The organism is Dyella sp. OK584, from assembly GCF_057787755.1.
Window position 1 is genome coordinate 2401780 of record NZ_CM173542.1, and the last position, 16190, is coordinate 2417969.

General features: G+C 62.8%; 19 protein-coding genes. 12 read left to right on the forward strand and 7 right to left on the reverse strand.

The genetic code is table 11. The features are described from left to right. The first annotated feature begins 88 nt into the window (after nucleotides 1-88). The 5 genes from rpsF (at nucleotide 89) to AC3CBN_RS10675 (ending at nucleotide 3274) form a co-directional block, all read left to right on the forward strand. Nucleotides 89-526 (forward strand): 30S ribosomal protein S6, encoded by a 438-nt coding sequence (gene rpsF, locus AC3CBN_RS10655; RefSeq protein ID WP_488633003.1) that lies wholly within the window; start codon nucleotides 89-91, stop codon nucleotides 524-526. 14 nt (nucleotides 527-540) lie between these two features. Further along, nucleotides 541-771: a 30S ribosomal protein S18 gene (gene rpsR, locus AC3CBN_RS10660; protein ID WP_488633004.1), complete on the forward strand. Its 231-nt coding sequence runs from the start codon at nucleotides 541-543 to the stop codon at nucleotides 769-771. A 102-nt stretch (nucleotides 772-873) separates the two neighbouring features. After that, nucleotides 874-1323 carry a 50S ribosomal protein L9 gene (gene rplI / locus AC3CBN_RS10665; RefSeq protein ID WP_488633005.1) on the forward strand — a complete coding sequence of 150 codons (450 nt, stop codon included), beginning with the start codon at nucleotides 874-876 and terminating at the stop codon, nucleotides 1321-1323. Between the two features lie 201 nt (nucleotides 1324-1524). Continuing rightward, nucleotides 1525-2961, forward strand: a complete 1437-nt coding sequence (locus AC3CBN_RS10670) for a replicative DNA helicase (protein WP_488633006.1) — start codon at nucleotides 1525-1527, stop codon at nucleotides 2959-2961. A 112-nt stretch (nucleotides 2962-3073) separates the two neighbouring features. Continuing rightward, complete coding sequence (locus AC3CBN_RS10675) at nucleotides 3074-3274, forward strand: DUF3309 domain-containing protein (protein WP_488633007.1); 201 nt, start codon at nucleotides 3074-3076, stop codon at nucleotides 3272-3274. Nucleotides 3275-3307: 33 nt separating this feature from the next. Here AC3CBN_RS10675 and AC3CBN_RS10680 read toward each other — a convergent pair whose 3' ends face one another. Next, on the reverse strand, nucleotides 3308-3541 hold the full coding sequence (locus tag AC3CBN_RS10680; RefSeq protein ID WP_488633008.1) for a hypothetical protein: 234 nt from the start codon (nucleotides 3539-3541) through the stop codon (nucleotides 3308-3310). Nucleotides 3542-3700: 159 nt separating this feature from the next. On the opposite strand from AC3CBN_RS10680, the gene alr reads away from it, so the two are divergent. Then, nucleotides 3701-4789 carry an alanine racemase gene (gene alr / locus AC3CBN_RS10685; RefSeq protein WP_488633009.1) on the forward strand — a complete coding sequence of 363 codons (1089 nt, stop codon included), beginning with the start codon at nucleotides 3701-3703 and terminating at the stop codon, nucleotides 4787-4789. A 56-nt stretch (nucleotides 4790-4845) separates the two neighbouring features. Here the strand turns inward: alr and AC3CBN_RS10690 are convergent, their stop codons facing one another. Next, nucleotides 4846-5082 (reverse strand): DUF3079 domain-containing protein, encoded by a 237-nt coding sequence (locus AC3CBN_RS10690; protein WP_488633010.1) that lies wholly within the window; start codon nucleotides 5080-5082, stop codon nucleotides 4846-4848. A 183-nt stretch (nucleotides 5083-5265) separates the two neighbouring features. On the opposite strand from AC3CBN_RS10690, the gene radA reads away from it, so the two are divergent. Continuing rightward, nucleotides 5266-6648, forward strand: a complete 1383-nt coding sequence (radA, locus tag AC3CBN_RS10695; protein ID WP_488633011.1) for a DNA repair protein RadA — start codon at nucleotides 5266-5268, stop codon at nucleotides 6646-6648. Between the two features lie 150 nt (nucleotides 6649-6798). On the opposite strand, the gene AC3CBN_RS10700 is transcribed toward radA, so the two are convergent. Genes AC3CBN_RS10700 through AC3CBN_RS10710 form a run of 3 tightly spaced genes read right to left on the reverse strand, consistent with a single transcriptional unit; the run spans nucleotide 6799 to nucleotide 9081 of the window. Next, nucleotides 6799-7407 (reverse strand): glutathione S-transferase family protein, encoded by a 609-nt coding sequence (locus tag AC3CBN_RS10700; RefSeq protein ID WP_488633012.1) that lies wholly within the window; start codon nucleotides 7405-7407, stop codon nucleotides 6799-6801. Nucleotides 7408-7420: 13 nt separating this feature from the next. After that, nucleotides 7421-8278 (reverse strand): formyltetrahydrofolate deformylase, encoded by an 858-nt coding sequence (gene purU / locus AC3CBN_RS10705; RefSeq protein ID WP_488633013.1) that lies wholly within the window; start codon nucleotides 8276-8278, stop codon nucleotides 7421-7423. 5 nt (nucleotides 8279-8283) lie between these two features. Then, a complete protein-coding gene (locus AC3CBN_RS10710; protein WP_488633014.1) occupies nucleotides 8284-9081 on the reverse strand; it encodes a cytochrome C assembly family protein in 798 nt (265 codons plus the stop codon). A 128-nt stretch (nucleotides 9082-9209) separates the two neighbouring features. On the opposite strand from AC3CBN_RS10710, the gene ffh reads away from it, so the two are divergent. The 5 genes from ffh to rplS all read left to right on the forward strand — a co-directional run bounded on the left by ffh (nucleotide 9210) and on the right by rplS (nucleotide 12740). Next, nucleotides 9210-10592 carry a signal recognition particle protein gene (gene ffh, locus AC3CBN_RS10715; protein ID WP_488633015.1) on the forward strand — a complete coding sequence of 461 codons (1383 nt, stop codon included), beginning with the start codon at nucleotides 9210-9212 and terminating at the stop codon, nucleotides 10590-10592. A gap of 141 nt (nucleotides 10593-10733) precedes the next feature. Continuing rightward, a complete protein-coding gene (gene rpsP, locus AC3CBN_RS10720) occupies nucleotides 10734-10988 on the forward strand; it encodes a 30S ribosomal protein S16 (protein WP_488633016.1) in 255 nt (84 codons plus the stop codon). 2 nt (nucleotides 10989-10990) lie between these two features. Then, nucleotides 10991-11506, forward strand: coding sequence for a ribosome maturation factor RimM (gene rimM, locus AC3CBN_RS10725; RefSeq protein ID WP_488633017.1), 516 nt, complete (start codon nucleotides 10991-10993; stop codon nucleotides 11504-11506). Nucleotides 11507-11539: 33 nt separating this feature from the next. Continuing rightward, nucleotides 11540-12313, forward strand: a complete 774-nt coding sequence (gene trmD, locus AC3CBN_RS10730; protein ID WP_488633018.1) for a tRNA (guanosine(37)-N1)-methyltransferase TrmD — start codon at nucleotides 11540-11542, stop codon at nucleotides 12311-12313. 31 nt (nucleotides 12314-12344) lie between these two features. Further along, on the forward strand, nucleotides 12345-12740 hold the full coding sequence (gene rplS / locus AC3CBN_RS10735) for a 50S ribosomal protein L19 (protein ID WP_488633019.1): 396 nt from the start codon (nucleotides 12345-12347) through the stop codon (nucleotides 12738-12740). A 239-nt stretch (nucleotides 12741-12979) separates the two neighbouring features. Here the strand turns inward: rplS and AC3CBN_RS10740 are convergent, their stop codons facing one another. Both AC3CBN_RS10740 and epmB read right to left on the reverse strand, forming a co-directional pair. Continuing rightward, on the reverse strand, nucleotides 12980-15022 hold the full coding sequence (locus AC3CBN_RS10740; RefSeq protein WP_488636715.1) for an EAL domain-containing response regulator: 2043 nt from the start codon (nucleotides 15020-15022) through the stop codon (nucleotides 12980-12982). A gap of 154 nt (nucleotides 15023-15176) precedes the next feature. Continuing rightward, complete coding sequence (gene epmB, locus AC3CBN_RS10745) at nucleotides 15177-16187, reverse strand: EF-P beta-lysylation protein EpmB (protein ID WP_488633020.1); 1011 nt, start codon at nucleotides 16185-16187, stop codon at nucleotides 15177-15179. Nucleotides 16188-16190: the final 3 nt, after the last annotated feature.

A 16190-nucleotide genomic window follows, 5' to 3' on the forward strand; every position in this document is an offset into this window, starting at 1 on the left:
CCAAAGGCCCGGATGGAACCTTGCCTCACCGCATAGGGCGGGAGGCTGCGAGGCCATTACGGCCGCATCCACAAGGAGTTACCCAACAATGTCCCTGCGACATTACGAAGTCGTGTTTCTGGTCCACCCTGACCAGAGCGAACAGGTTCCGGCGATGATCGAGCGCTACAAGGCGCTGATCGAGACCGACGGTGGCAAAATTCATCGTCTGGAAGACTGGGGCCGCCGTCAGCTGGCCTACCCGATCGTGAACCTGGCCAAGGCTCACTACGTCATGCTCAACATCGAAGTCAGCCAGAACGCGCTGAACGAGCTGGAGTCGGGCTTCCGCTTCAACGACGCCGTGCTGCGCCACCTCGTGGTTCGCCGCGACGAGGCCGACACTGAGCAGTCGTTCATCCTGAAGAGCAAGGAAAAGGATGACGCCAAGTCCTCGCGCCGCCGCGATGACGACAGCGATGGTGATGAGCGCCCGGCCCGTCGTGAACGCGACGACCGTGACAACGATCGCGACAGCGACGACTGATCAGGAGCACAGACATGTCCAAGTTCTTCCGCCGCCGCAAGTTCTGCCGCTTCACGGCCGAAAAGGTCAAAGAGATCGATTACAAGGATCTCAACACCCTGCGCCAGTACGTGTCCGAGAACGGCAAGATCGTGCCGAGCCGCATCACCGGCACCAAGGCCCGCTACCAGCGTCAGCTGGCGACCGCTATCAAGCGCGCCCGCTTCCTGGCTCTGCTGCCGTACACCGACAACCACGACATCTGATCGTGGCTCGCGCCCAGCCTTCGGGCTGGGCGTGATTCAACTCTTCGGACAGCCGTCCACGGCTGCGCCGGGCCATACCGGTGCTAACGAAAAGGAACCACCATGGAACTGATTCTTCTTGAGAAAGTCCGCAACCTCGGCAACCTTGGCGACAAGGTCAATGTGAAGCCGGGTTACGGCCGCAACTACCTCCTGCCGCAGGGCAAGGCAGTGCGTGTCAACGCCGCCAACCTCGAAGCCTTCGAGAAGCGCCGCGCCGAGTACGAAGCCAAGGCTGCTTCGCAGCTGTCCGGCGCCGAAGGCCGCAAGGCCAAGCTGGAAGGCGTCTCGGTGACCATCGCCGCGAATGCCAGCCCGGAAGGCAAGCTGTACGGCTCGGTCGGCCCGCGCGAAATCGCCGAGGCCCTGACCGCTGCAGGCCACGAAGTGAATAAGGGTGAAGTGATCCAGGGTGAAGGCCCGATCCGTCACACCGGCGAGTTCGTGGCAGTGATTGCCTTGCACGCCGACTTGCAGACCCAGGTCACGGTGATCGTGGTCGGCGAGAAGTAAGTCGCCCCATCGCCAGCTGTATCCGAACGGGCGCCCCCAGGGCGCCCGTTTGTTTTGGTAGTCGGCCCATCGGCTTATCCACAACCAAACACAGCTTATCCACAGAGTTATTGTCTCGCGGCCTGAGATGGTGCCGCGTATGCTCTGTGCCCAACGTCATGCTGCCGGCGGCCGTGCGCCGGTCCGCTGCGAGGAATCGCGATGCCCTTCGTTTCCGATCGCCCTGATCGACCAGAACGCTCTGAGCGTTCGGGTCGTTCCGAGCGCAAGTCCGCCCCTAATATCGACGCGCTGCGCGTTCCGCCGCATTCCATCGATGCGGAGCAGGCAGTGCTGGGCGGCCTGATGCTGGCTCCGGATTCGCTGGACAAGGTCGCTGATCGCCTTGGCGAGCAGGATTTCTATCGCAGAGATCATCGCCTGATCTGGCGCGCCATCACCGAGCTGGCCAATAAGGGCATGCCGTGCGATGCAGTGACCCTGGGCGACTGGTTCGAAGCCAACGGCCTGGGCGAGATGATCGGCGGCGCCGCGTACCTGATCGAGCTAGCCAACACCACGCCCAGCGCGGCAAACATTGGCGCTTACGCCGACATTGTGCGCGAAAAGTCGGTGTTGCGTCAGCTGATCGACGCCGGTACCGGCATTGCCGAGGACGGCTATCAGCCCGAAGGAATGGGCGTGCACGAGGTGCTTGAGCGCGCCGAGCAGGCGGTATTCAAGATCGCCGAGTCGGGTGCCCGCGGCAAGAAAGATACCGTGTCGATGCGCGAGGCGGTCAAGGACGCGTTTCGGATTCTCTCCGAGCGCTTCGAGAACAAGGGCCAGCTCACCGGTGTCTCCACCGGCTTTTCCGATCTGGACGAGCTCACCTCGGGTCTGCAGCCCTCCGACCTGGTCATCGTCGCCGCGCGTCCCTCGATGGGCAAGACGGCGTTCTCGGTGAACATCGCCGAATCGGTTGCGATGCGTGGCAAGAAGGCAGTAGCGATCTTCTCGATGGAAATGTCGGCCTCGCAGTTGGCCTTCCGTATGATTTCCTCGGTCGGCCGAATTCACGCGCAGCACCTGCGTAACGGCGACCTGGCCGAAGAGGACTGGCCGCGCGTCACCAATGCCATCGCGTTGCTGTCCGAGGCAAAGATCTTCATCGACGACACACCGGGCTTGTCGCCGGTGGAGCTGCGTTCGCGCTCGCGTCGCCTGCATCGCGAGCATGGCGGCTTGGGTCTGATCGTGATCGATTACCTGCAGCTGATGCAGGTACCGGGCAACAAGGAAAACCGCGCAACCGAGATCTCGGAGATTTCGCGTTCGTTGAAAGGCCTGGCGAAGGAGCTCAATTGTCCAGTCGTCGCGCTGTCTCAGTTGAACCGCTCGCTGGAACAGCGCGCCGACAAACGACCGATGATGTCGGACCTGCGCGAGTCGGGCGCTATCGAGCAGGACGCGGACGTGATCATGTTCATCTACCGCGACGAGTACTACAACAAGGAATCGCCCGATAAGGGCCTGGCCGAAATCATCATCGGCAAGCAGCGTAACGGTCCGACCGATACGGTGAAGCTCACCTTCCTCGGCCATTACACGAAGTTCGAGAACTACGCGCCAGATTCGTTCGTCGGCGCCTTTGAATAGCCGTCCAATGGTCGGACGTTGCTCCCTTTAGGTGCCGTTCCGTTAAGGGAACGGCACCTGTACCGCATCCGTTCTATGCGCGATTTGCACGCAAAACGGGTGAGAGGTTCACATGCCGCGGCGCACCCTCGTAGCCGGTTTCCTGCACGAGGCACAACACATGTCGCTGATCCTTCTGCTCATCATCGTGTTGCTTTTGCTCGGCGCGCTGCCGTCGTGGCCCTATAGCCGCTCTTGGGGTTACGGCCCCAGCGGAGGCTTGGGCCTTATCGTGATCATCCTGATCGTGTTGCTGGTATTGGGCGTCATCTGAGGGACTGCCATGAACAGAACCGTGATTCCCGCGTTACTGGTCGGAACATGTATGGCGCTCGCTGGCTGCGGCAGCGATACCCGGGTGGTGCAGAACAACGAGACCTGCGGCAAGCAAATGACTGATCTGCAGGATGCGCTCGCCTCCGGTGCCATGACGCAGTCCGAATACAACAAGGCCCACCGTGCCGCCATGCAGCGCTGTGTGAATCGAGACACTCACTGAGCGGTTGATGGCGTAAGCCACCCATTGCCCCGGGAAAGTCATGGGTGCGCCTTCGCGGGTGCCGTGTCCGGGAGGTAGGGTAGGGGTGTCGGGTCGGTCCGGCTCGGACAAGGCTGCTAAGCTTCGGGCCTTGCCCGGACCGGTCGGTCCGCTTCTTTTTCCATCTCTTTTCATCGCGTCGCTTTCCGGCGCCAAGCAGGCATGAGCCGTACCACTGTCGCCACCATCCATCTCGGCGCACTGCGCCACAATCTCGCCCGCATCAAGCAGCTGGCTGCGCCGGCGAAGGTGATGGCGGTGGTGAAGGCCGATGCCTATGGGCATGGTCTGGAGCGTGTCGCTCGGGCACTCGACGGTGATGCCGATGCGTTTGCAGTAGCGGCACTGGGTGATGGCTTACGCCTGCGCGCGGCGGGACATCGGCAGCGCATTGTGGTGTTGTCCGGGCCCGACCGCGCCAGCGATATCGCCGAGATGCAGCGGCTGAATCTGGATGCGGCAATCCATCACGAGGAACAGCTGCACTGGCTCAACGAAGCCTCGCCGGCGCGCGGCCTGTTGCGCGTGTGGCTGAAGGTGGACAGCGGCATGCATCGCCTCGGTATTGCACCGGAAGCGGTGGCGTTCGTTCATGCGCAATTGGCGGCGATGCCCGGCATTGATTCCGAGATCGGCTTGCTTACCCATTTCGCCGAGTCGGAAGTGTTCGACGGCACGCAGACACCGGCGCAGATTGTTCGTTTTGCCGAGGCGACGCGCGGCCTGCGCGGGCCGCGTTCGTTGTCGAACTCCGCCGCCGTTCTTGGCTGGGCCGATGCGAAGGGTGACTGGGTGCGCACGGGCGGCCTGCTGTACGGATTGTCGGTGGTCGATGGCAAGACTGGCGCTGATTTCGGTTTTCGTCCGGCCATGACGCTGAGCACCTGCCTGATTGCGGTCAACCGCATCGGCAAAGGTGAGCGCATCGGTTACAACGGCACCTGGACTTGTCCCGAAGATATGCCTGTCGGCGTTGCCGCCGTCGGCTATGGCGACGGCTATCCGCGCAGCGCTGTGGCTGGCACGCCGGTGCTGGTCGGTGATCGCCGCGTGCCACTGATCGGTCGTGTGTCGATGGATCTGATCACCTTGGACTTGCGCCATGCGCCCGAGGCGAAAGTGGGCGATCGTGTGATGCTCTGGGGGCCAGAGCTGCCGGTGGAGATCGTCGCCGCGCAAGCCGGCACCATCTCCTACGATCTCACCTGCGGCATGACTCGTCGCGTGCTGTTTGTCGAAGACGAGCACTGACCCTGCCAGGCGCCAGCCGTTGCCCGGTGCGCTGCGCCGATAACAGAGCTGTACCGCTACGACTCGCTTGGCTCGTCCGGGCCCTTTGCGGGCGTACTGCCTTGATGGCGCGCTTTTGGGAGCTCGAAACCCCATTTGCCATGCTCCAGCCAGTCGTCTCCAAGCAATTCGATGGGGTGGGGCGTGCGGCCGGAGCCGTTGCCGCAGCGCAAGGAAACCGCGGCGCAGTACTTGTCGCAGCCCCAGCAGATGCGCTCTGGGTGCTTGGGGAATAGGGATATCTTCTTTGCCATCTCAAGGGCCGTTCATCTGGACATCCCGCGGACCGTATCAAGCCCATGCAATGGGCTGATTGATGCTGCGCAATGGCTGTATCTTTGAGGTTCCCATCAAGCAGTTCGGGTCAGGGCGTCTCGCGGTTTGCGATGCAGGGCGGCTAAGCTTCCCGCATTGCGCACGACTCACAGGACACCCGCATGGCCAAAGCCAAGACCGCCTACATCTGCACCGATTGCGGGGCGGAGCATTCCAAGTGGCAGGGCCAGTGCATCGAATGCGGTGCCTGGAACACGTTGAGTGAGTTCGTGGTGCAGCCGGCAGTGAAGTCGGCAGGTGCCGCGCGCAGCACGACGGGCTATGCCGGTGCCGCCGCGGGTTCACCCAAGGTGACGCCGCTGACGGCGGTGGCGCTTACTTCAGAGAGACGCACGCTCACTGGAATCGGCGAGCTGGATCGTGTGCTGGGCGGCGGTCTGGTCGATGGTTCGGTGGTGCTGATTGGTGGTGATCCCGGCATCGGCAAATCCACGCTGCTGCTACAGGTGTTGGGAACGCTGGGTATGCAGATGCCAAGCGTGTATGTCACTGGCGAGGAGTCGCTGGCCCAGGTCGCCGCACGCGCGCAGCGCCTGGACCTGCCGCTGGCGCCTCTGCATGCGCTGGCGGAAACCTGCATCGAACGCATCATCGAACAGGCCCTGAGCAATCGGCCGCGCGTGCTGGTGATCGACTCCATCCAGACCATCTGGACCGAACTGCTCACCGCGGCGCCGGGTTCGGTGAGCCAGGTTCGCGAGTCGGCGGCCAAGCTCACGCGCTTTGCCAAGGAAACCGGGACCTCGGTGTTCCTGGTCGGTCATGTCACCAAGGAAGGCGGTATTGCCGGTCCACGTGTGCTCGAGCACATGGTGGACGCGGTGCTGTATTTCGAGGGCGAATCGGGCAGCCGCTTCCGTGTGTTGCGTGCGTTCAAAAACCGCTTCGGCGCGGTGAACGAGCTGGGTGTGTTCGCCATGTCGGAGAAGGGGCTGCGCGAAGTGCCCAATCCCTCGGCGATCTTCCTCTCCTCGCACAGCGGGCCGACGTCAGGCAGCGCGGTGATGGTGACGCGCGAAGGCACGCGGCCGCTGCTGGTCGAAGTGCAGGCGCTGGTCGATCAGTCCTCGCTCGGCAATCCGAGGCGGGTGACGCTGGGCCTGGAGCAAAACCGTCTTGCGATGTTGCTGGCGGTGCTGCATCGCCATGGTGGCGTCGCTGCGTACGATCAGGACGTGTTCGTCAATGTGGTGGGCGGCATCCGCGTGCAGGAAACCGCGGCGGACTTGCCGGTACTGTTGGCCGTGTTGTCATCGCGGCGCGACCGGCCTTTGCCGGAAAAGACCATCACCTTCGGCGAGGTTGGCCTTTCGGGTGAGATTCGCCCCGTACCCAACGGAGAGGAGCGTCTCAAGGAAGCGGCGCATCATGGCTTTCAGAAAGCCATCGTGCCCAAGGCCAATGCACCCAAGAAGGGCAAGGTAGGCGAGATGGAAGTGATTGCCGTGGAGCGGCTCTCGCAGGCGATCGATGCTTGCCGCTGAATTTTCCTTCCTCTCCCCGGCGGGGAGAGGATCGAGGTGAGGGGCGGGTGCTCGCGATAACGGTGGAACAAAGCCGGCTTTGACTTAGCACTATCTCAAGAGTGCCCCGTCAGCCCGGCCCGCTCCCCACGGGGGAGAGGGAATGAATACTCAGACCGGCGGCAGCGCCGCAAAATCCGGATGCTGTTCAGCCCTCTTCGAGAAGGCCATGAGTCGCGGATAGGCCGTTGCATCGATCGTATCGGCGGCTACCAGTTGCGTGAAGCCCCACGCCACGGCAACAGAAACGTCCGCCTGTCCCGGCGCATCCCCAAACAGCCATCCATCGACGCTGTCGAGTTCGCGCTCAAGCAGGTCATAAGCCGCGTGCAGCTGACCCTTGACGCGCTTCAACCAACCGGCGTCGCGCTTCTCTGGGTCGCGCTTGTACTCATAAACGATCTGCACACTCTTTTCGCTGGCTGCCAGCGCGATGCCGACCAGCCGAAGCGCGCGCTTACGCTCGGCACTGTCGCGCGGCATCAGGGCGGGGCGATTACTAAGGGTCTCGGCCCAATCGATGATCAGACTGGACTCGGTCAGCATGCTGCCGTCATCGAACAACAGTGTCGGCGCCTTCACCAACGGATTGAGTTGCTGGAACTCATCGAAGTTGCGGAACACCGACCACGAGCGGTGCGTGAACGGAATGCCCAGCAGACGCAACGAAATCGCGGCGCGACGGACATAGGGCGAGTCGAGCATGCCGATCAGTTCCACGAACATCTCCGGGTCAGGAAGTGAACACAACCGTCTTGCTGCCGTTGAGCAGCACACGGTCATCGAGATAGAGCCGCAGCGTGCGGGCCAGCACGCGCCTTTCAATATCGCGGCCGATGCGTATCAGATCATCGGGCGTATCGACGTGGGTGACGCGTTCAATGTCCTGCTCGATGATCGGCCCTTCGTCGAGGTCTGCCGTGACGAAATGCGCGGTGGCGCCGATCAGCTTGACGCCGCGGCGGTACGCCTGGTGATACGGACGTGCACCCTTGAAGCCAGGCAGAAACGAATGATGGATATTGATGCAGCGACCGACCAGCCGGCTCACCAATTCGCCCGATAGCACCTGCATGTAGCGCGCAAGTACCACCAGCTCCGCGCCACTGGTTTCGATTAGCTCTGACAGCGCAGCTTCCTGTGCCACGCGATGCTCGCGGTTCGTGGGCAAGTAATGGAACGGTATGGTGTCGAAATCCAGATGCCGGTACGTATCGCGCGGATGATTGGCAACGATGCCCACAATCTCCATCGGCAACTCACCGATGCGCCAGCGGTAGAGCACGTCGGCCAGGCAGTGGTCGAACTTCGACACCAGCAGCAATACGCGACGACGTTCAGCGCGATAGCGCAGCGTCCATTGCATGCCGAACGCATCGGCTACCTTGGCGAAACGCAGGCGCAGTTCGTCGAGCGCAAGATTGGCGCTCTGGAATACCAGACGCATGAAAAAACGTGCCGTCTCGGGGTCACCGAATTGCTGCGCTTCCACGATGTTGCAGCCCTGTCCGGCCAAGTGTCCCGATACCGCTGCCACGATGCCGGCGCGATCCGGGCATGAAAGGGTGAGGACGAACTGGTCGGAGGTCATGGCGATCAGGGCGTTCGGTGCAGTATCAGCTCCAGCACCGCCTTGGTGCCGAAAAACGCCAGCAGCAGCACGCCCATGCCAGTCAACGTGAGATTGACTGCGCTGCGGCCGCGCCAGCCGTGGCGCCAGCGACCGTAGAGCAGGGCGCCGAAAACAAGCCAAGCGATGATCGACAGCACGGTCTTGTGGATCAGGTGCTGGCCAAACAGGTTTTCCACGAACAGGATGCCGGTGAGCAAGGTCAGCGTGAGCAGCAGGAAGCCCGCGCCGATCAGGCGAAACAGCAGCGTCTCCGTCAACGTCAGCGGGGGTAGTGCGCGCAACCACGGGCCAAACTGGCGATGGCGCAGCGCCCGTTCCTGTATCGCCAGCAGGATCGCCAGCGCCGCTGCGATAGATAAAACGCTGAAGGCCAGCAGCGCCACCGTCACGTGCAACTTGATCTGCCATTCCAGTGGTTCGGGCGAAGTTGCGGGTGCCAGAAAAGTATCCGCCGACAGGAACAAGGCGGTAAGCGGGAACACGATCACGCCCAGTGCCGCCACCGGGCGTGAGCTGTTGACTACCAGCGTCAGCGCCGAAACCACGCATGCCATCAGAGAGAGCGCGGAGAAGAAATGCAGATCCAGCGAACCGCGATGGATGCTCAGGAGGACGCCGGCATGGATCAACACCGCGCCGCCGGCCAGCGATAACGCCGAACGATTCAGTGGCTGTCCTCCGCTCAGCAGGGGGCGAGCCAGCCCCGCGGCGGCGGTGAGGTAGAGCACGACGGCGAGCAGGGCGAAGACGGTAATGGCCATGACGCGGGAGTGTAGGGGGTAAGTTGGCCGGCTGTGCAGCGGGTGGCCAAGTGACGCGGAAAAGGGGTTCTCAGTCCTGCGCCCGAGGTCCGCTATACTCTGCGATCCTCTCAAGCCATCAGCTCCTTATGTTCGAGTCCCTCAGCCAACGCCTCTCTACTACCGTCAACCGCCTGCGTGGCCGCGGTCGCCTGACCGAGGAGAACATCCGCGAGTCGATGCGAGAGGTGCGCATTGCCCTGCTGGAGGCCGACGTGGCGCTGCCGGTGGTGCAGGCGCTGATCGAGCGTGTGAAGGTGCGCGCGGTCGGCCAGGAAGTGCTCAAGAGCCTGTCGCCGGGTCAGGCATTGGTAAAGGTCGTCAGCGATGAATTGACCGCGCTGATGGGCACTTCCAACGCTGAGCTCAATCTCGCCCAGCAGCCGCCCGCCGTGGTGTTGATGGCCGGTCTGCAGGGCGCGGGCAAGACCACCACTGTGGCCAAGCTCGCCCGCTTCCTCACCGAGCGCAAGAAGAAAAAGGTGATGGTGGTGAGTTGTGACGTCTACCGTCCGGCCGCTATCGAGCAGCTGCGTACGCTGGCCGAACAGGTGGGCGTGAAGTTCTTCCCGTCCGAAGCAGGACAGAACCCGGTCGATATCGCCAGGAACGCCATCGCCGCCGCGCGTCGCGAAGTGGTTGATGTGCTGCTGGTCGATACCGCCGGTCGCCTGCACGTGGACGAGGCGATGATGGCCGAGATCAAGGCGCTGCACGCCGCGATCACGCCGATCGAAACCCTGTTCGTGGTCGACTCCATGACCGGTCAGGACGCCGCCAATACGGCCAAGGCGTTCGCTGAGGCATTGCCGCTCACCGGCGTGGTGCTGACCAAGACCGACGGTGATGCGCGTGGTGGTGCGGCGCTGTCGGTTCGCTATGTCACCGGCCGGCCGATCAAGTTCCTTGGCGCCGGTGAGAAAACCGACGCGCTGGAGCCGTTCCATCCCGATCGCGTGGCGCAGCGCATTCTTGGCATGGGCGACGTGTTGTCGCTGGTCGAGGAAGTGGAGCGCAAGGTCGATCAGGAAAAGGCGCAGAAGCTCGCCGAGAAGGTCATCAAGGGCAAGCGCTTCGATCTCAATGACATGCGCGACCAGCTTGAACAGATGACCAACATGGGTGGCTTAGCCGGTCTCATGGACAAGCTGCCGGGTGTATCCGGCCTGCCCGAGAATGTGAAATCCAAGGTCAACGATGGTGAGATCAAGCGCATGGTCGCGATCATCCAGTCGATGACCAAGAAAGAACGTCGCCATCCGGACCTGCTCAACGGTTCGCGCCGCGCTCGCGTGGCACGCGGCTCTGGCACCCAGCCGGCTGACGTCAACCGTCTGCTCAAGCAGTACATGCAGATGGAAAAGATGATGTCCAAGCTCTCCAAGGGCGGCACCAAGGGCCTGCTGCGGCAGATGCGTGGCGCCATGAAGGGCATGGGCGGCATGGGCGGCGGTTTGCCGCCGATGCGCTGAGACTGAACGGCCTGGCCGGCTGTGCGGGCTGAATTTGCCTGCCAGCTCTTCCTTTTTCCTCAAAATTCATTAAAATGCCGCGTTTACCGCGCACGGTCTCGTGCGTGCTGCCGGCATACGGCAACTCTGGAGCTTTTACTTATGGTCAAGATTCGTCTTTCGCGCGGCGGCGCCAAGGGCCGTCCGTTCTACCACATCGTTGTCACCGATCAGCGCAACAAGCGCGACGGCCGCAGCATTGAGAACGTGGGTTACTACAATCCGGTTGCTTCGGGCAAGGACAAGCGCCTTGAGCTGAACGTCACCCGCGTGCAGGAGTGGGTTTCCAAGGGTGCGCAGCTGACCGATAAGGTCGCGTCCCTGGTCAAGGAAGCCGGCAAGCAGCAGGCTGCCTGAGTATGACCGCAGCCGGTCGGCGCGTCCTGGTCGGACGCATCGTCGGGCTGTACGGCGTGCAGGGCTGGCTCAAGATCGAATCCTGGACCGAGCCCCGCACGCGGATCTTCACCTACCAGCCCTGGCTGCTCATATCGGCGCCGGGTATGGAGACGGAGATCGCGGGAGTGAAGGGTCGTCCGCAGGGCAAAGGGCTTGTCGCCCAATTTCCTGGAGTGGACGACCGTGATGCAGCGGCAGCGCTGGTGGGACAGGATATTTTTGTCGCCCGCGAACTGCTGCCGCCTCCCGGCAAGGATGAGTTTTACTGGGTCGACCTCGAAGGTCTGGAGGTCGTCACCACGGAAGGCGTGGCACTGGGTCGGGTCAGTCACCTGTTCGCGACCGGCGCCAACGACGTCGTGGTAGTGAAGGACGGTACGCGTGAGCGGCTGGTTCCTTTCATCCAGGGTTCTTATGTGCGTTCGGTGGATTTATCCGGCGGGCGCATGGTGGTGGACTGGGATCCTGAATTCTGAGCGCGCCTGGCGCTGCATAAAGGGTTGAGGATCATGCGCATCGATGTCGTCACGCTGTTTCCCGACTTCATGCGTCAGTGTGCTGCGGTCGGTGTGGTGGGGCGTGCGCAACAGCGTGAGCTGCTGCAGGTGGAAACCTGGAATCCGCGCGACTACGCCACCGACAATTACCGCACCGTGGACGGTCGCACCTGCGGCGGCGGACCGGGGATGGTGATGCTGATTCAGCCTTTGCGCGACGCCCTCAAGGCTGTGCGTGAGGCCGCACCGGAACCGGTGCATGTGATTTACCTCAGTCCGCAAGGAGCGCGGCTGACGCAGGGCAGGGTGGAAGCGCTGGCGAAGTTGCCGCGTATCGCCTTGGTCTGTGGACGTTATGAAGGTGTGGACGAGCGTCTGCTGGCGCACGAGGTCGACGAGGAGCTCTCCATCGGCGATTATGTGCTGTCCGGCGGTGAGCTTGGCGCGGCGGTGATCATTGACGCCGTGGGCCGTTTGCAGGACGGCGCGTTGAACGACGCGCTGTCGGCTCAGCAGGATTCGTTCTCGGACGGACTGCTGGATTGCCCGCACTATGCAAAACCGGTGCATGACGCGCTGGGAGACGTGCCGGATGTTCTGCTTTCCGGTGATCACGCGGCCATTCGCCGCTGGCGCCTGAAGCAATCGCTGGGACGGACCTGGTTGCGACGGCCCGACCTATTGGCGCAGCGCGCGCTGGATGCAGAATCCCGAGCGCTGTTGGATGAATTCCGCCGCGAGCATGCACGATCGCAGACGCGGCACAACGATGTGGTCGAATCATGACCGCAGCAATTGATATCAAACAGGTGTTGCCATGAACAAACTCATTGAACAGTTCGAAGCCGAGCAGATCACCCGCCAGCTGCCGGAATTCGGCCCTGGCGACACCGTGGTGGTCAACGTCAAGGTGAAGGAAGGTAACCGCGAGCGCGTCCAGGCGTTCGAGGGTGTCGTCATCGCCAAGCGCAGCCGCGGCCTGCATTCGGCCTTCACCGTGCGCAAGATTTCGCACGGCACCGGCGTGGAGCGCGTGTTCCAGGCTCACAGCCCGGCCATCGACTCGCTGGAAGTGAAGCGCAAGGGCAAGGTGCGTGGCGCCAAGCTGTACTACCTGCGCAAGCTGGAAGGTAAGGCTGCCCGCATCAAGGAAGACATCGCCGCCGTCTCCGCCGCCAAAGCCGCGAAGAAGAAGGCTGCTGCCGCCGAGTAATTCCGGCGCGACATCGATGCAAAGAAACCCCCGCGGAGCGATTCGCGGGGTTTTTTGTTTTCTGTCCTCATCTCCCTCTTGGAGCGACCCGGAGGTAGTCCGTGTGGGAGAGCGGATTAAGGTGAGGGGCGGGTGCACGCGGAAAGGCCTCAATAGAAGCGCACTTCGCTTGCAGCGTGAAGCTAGATTGCCCCCTCACACTAATCCTCTCACCGAAGGAGAGAGGGAGCAGTCACGGCTCACGTCAACCGCTGCGGTTCCTGCAGGAAGTTTCCCTGTACGAAATCGACGCCGCAGGCGAACAGCAACGAAGTGCTGGCAGCGTCTTCCACCCATTCGGCAATGGTCTGCTTCTTCAACTCGCGCGACTGGCGGCAGATCTCGATCACTTTCTTCTGACTCTCCGGCTGCTGCGGCAGGTCGGCCATGTAGCTGCGGTCGATCTTCAGGTAGTCGGCGTCGATGTGGTTGAGCAACTGGAACGAGTTGAGGCCTGAGCCGAACTGTTCCAGCGCGAACTGGCCGCCCAGCTTTTTCCAGGCCTGGATGAATTCCTGTGCCGGGCGCAGCGCGGTCACTACCTTGCTCTCGGTGGTTTCCAGCACCAGCTTGCCGTTCTTGAGCGCCGCCTGTTTCAGACGCTGGCCTAGCCAGGGCAGGAGTTCGGCATCTTCCAGCGAACCAGAGGTCAGCTTGACGAAGAAAGTGCTGGGCTGACCACTGCGCTCGCGTGATTGCAACGCTTCGATGGCCTGATTCAGCACCCAGCGGTCGATGGCAGGCGTGAGGTTGTGCTTTTCGGCGATCGGCATGAAGAAGCCAGGCAATACCTCGCCCTGCGGGCCGTTGAGGCGCAGCAGGATCTCGGAGAACTCTCCCTCGGCGTCCTGCAGGCTGATGGTCTGCTGGTGGTAGAGCACGAAGTCGTCCTGCGTGAGCGCCTCCTTCAGCACGCCCAGCCAGTAGCGCTCGCGTTCCTCGTCGGCCTTCTCGCGAGCGGCCGGGTCGTGGAGGTCGCTGCGATTGCCACCCTGGCTCTGCGCGTTGCGAAGCGCCTGGCTGGCCTGGTTGAGCAACAGCTCGGTGTTGGCGTTCTTTTCGCCGAGCATGCTGCCGCCGATACTGGCCGTCACGGTGATGGAGCGCGTGCCGAGGTCGAAAATGCCGCTGGTAATGGCCTGCTGCAGGCCGGTGATCCAGCTCTTGATGCCTTCGTCGTTACGTGTGTTAAGCAATACACCGACCGTGTGCTCGGCCAGCAGGCCGGCGGTGTCCTGGGCGCTTAGCTGCCCTTCCACGCGGGAGGCAAAGGCAGCCAGCAATTCGTCCGCCTTGGCCAGACCCACGCCGGCCACGATGGTCTGCCAGTTGTCCGGTTCGATCAGCAGCAGCGATTGGCCCTTGGTGCCTTCGGTGGCTGCGGCCACCGCCTGATCGATGCATTCCAGCATGCGCGCGCGATTGAACAGGCCCGTTACCTGGTCGCGCTGCAACTGCTCGATCACGCTGGCATCGATCTGCTGGCGACGGAACACGACCTGCAAGCAGGACTCGCCCTCGAACGTGGCATGGGCAAATTCAACGCTGGCCTTGAAATGGGTGGCATCTGCGCGGCGGGCCTGCATTTCGATAGGGCCGTTGGGCTTTTCGCCGCGCGAGAGACCCTTCAGCGTGTTCTTGAATTCATCGGCATCGTTGGGCCCGACCATGTCCAGCACGGGGAGGCCCAGCAGATCGTCGAAGTCGGTATAGCCGAACGTATCGAGGTAGGCCTGGTTGGCGCGTACATGCATGCCCTCATGCACATAGGCGATGGCGTCGGTGGACGAGTCCAGCAGCGCATCGCAGCGGCGCTCGGATTCGCGCAGCGCAGTTTCCAGACGGCGCAACTGGCGACGGGCGTTGAGCGCGTCGAATTCTCGCTGGATCACCGCCATCAGCTGCTTGGGCTGCGGGCGCAACGCCACACTGCGGGCGCCACCGACGAACAGCTCGGTGATGGCGGCGTTGTCCACCTGACTGACCAGGGCGATCAGTGAAAGGTCTCGGCCGGTGGCGTCGAGCATGCGCGCGACTTCTCGCAGCTCCAGCGTGCCTACCGCGGGGTCGAATAGCACGATGTCTGGCCCCAGTTCGTCCAGCGCCGCGGTGATCTGTTCGGCACTGGTCGCACGTGCGGGGCGCACGGCGATACCGCTATTGCGTAGCAGGCTGATGATCTGTTCCGCGTCTTCGACCGACTTTTCGATGAAAAGGATCTTGATGACCTGGTCAGTTTTCATGGGCACGTCGAGCTATCCATTGTTCGCGGCTGCTGGAGGTAAACCTGCCATGACAGCAGGGCGCGGGCCATTCTTGGTTGTAGCGGATTCCGGCTGTCACTGCCAGCACAAATATTCCTGAAGTGACGCGGCCCACATCTGCGTGATGGCCTGGTTACAACGGTCGCTTGGACGCTTCGCCACCCACTTCGCGCACCAGCTTGGGCACCAGGTAGCCGGGCAGGCGGTGACGCATGGCCTCCACCAGTGCCAGGGCATCGGTGTCGCCCACTTCGAAATGCGCGGAACCCTGCACGCGATCGAGCTGGTGCAGGTAGTAGGGCAGTACGCCGGCGGCGAAGAGGCGCTCTGACAATGCCGTCAGCGTGTCAGCGTCGTCGTTGATGCCACGCAGCAGTACCGACTGGTTGAGCAGCGTGACGCCAGCTTCGCGCAGGCGGGCGCAGGCGGCGTCCACGCACGCGTCGAACTCGTTGGCGTGGTTGGCGTGCAGCACCACCACCTTCTGCAGCGGCAGCCTGGCAAACCAATGGATGAAAGCGTTGTCGATGCGCTCGGGCAGCACCACCGGCAGGCGGGTGTGGATGCGCAGGCGGGTAACGTGCGGAATGTCTGCCAGCCCCCGGGTCAGTTCTTCCAGCTTGCCAGTGGCTAGCGACAGCGGATCACCGCCGGACAGAATCAGCTCGGTGATCGACGTATCCTGCCGCACGTGGTCCAGCGCCTTGCGCCATTGGCCGGCGGCAGCCATCTCATCGCCGTAGGGAAAGTGCCGGCGGAAGCAGTAGCGGCAATTGATGGCGCAGCTGCCGCTGGCGATCAGCAGGGCACGCCCGCTGTATTTGTGCAGGATCCCTTGCCCGGCCTTCGCGGTCAGGTCGCCCACGGCATCCGTCGTGAAGCCCTCTATCCGGTCGTGCTCGGCCGCTCGCGGCAACACCTGCAGCAGCAGAGGGTCGGATGGGTCGCCCTGGCGCATCCGTGAGACGAAGCCGCGCGGGACACGCAGCGCGAAGCCGGCGTCATCGGGAGGCAGAAGGTCCGTTCGGCTACCAAGTCCGGCGGCCTGCAGCAGTTCGGCCGGGTCCGTGATGGCGTTGCGCCACAGCTCGCGCCAGTCGGCGGCTGGTGGCAATAGGCGGGCACTGGGGCTTGCGGTTATCATGGT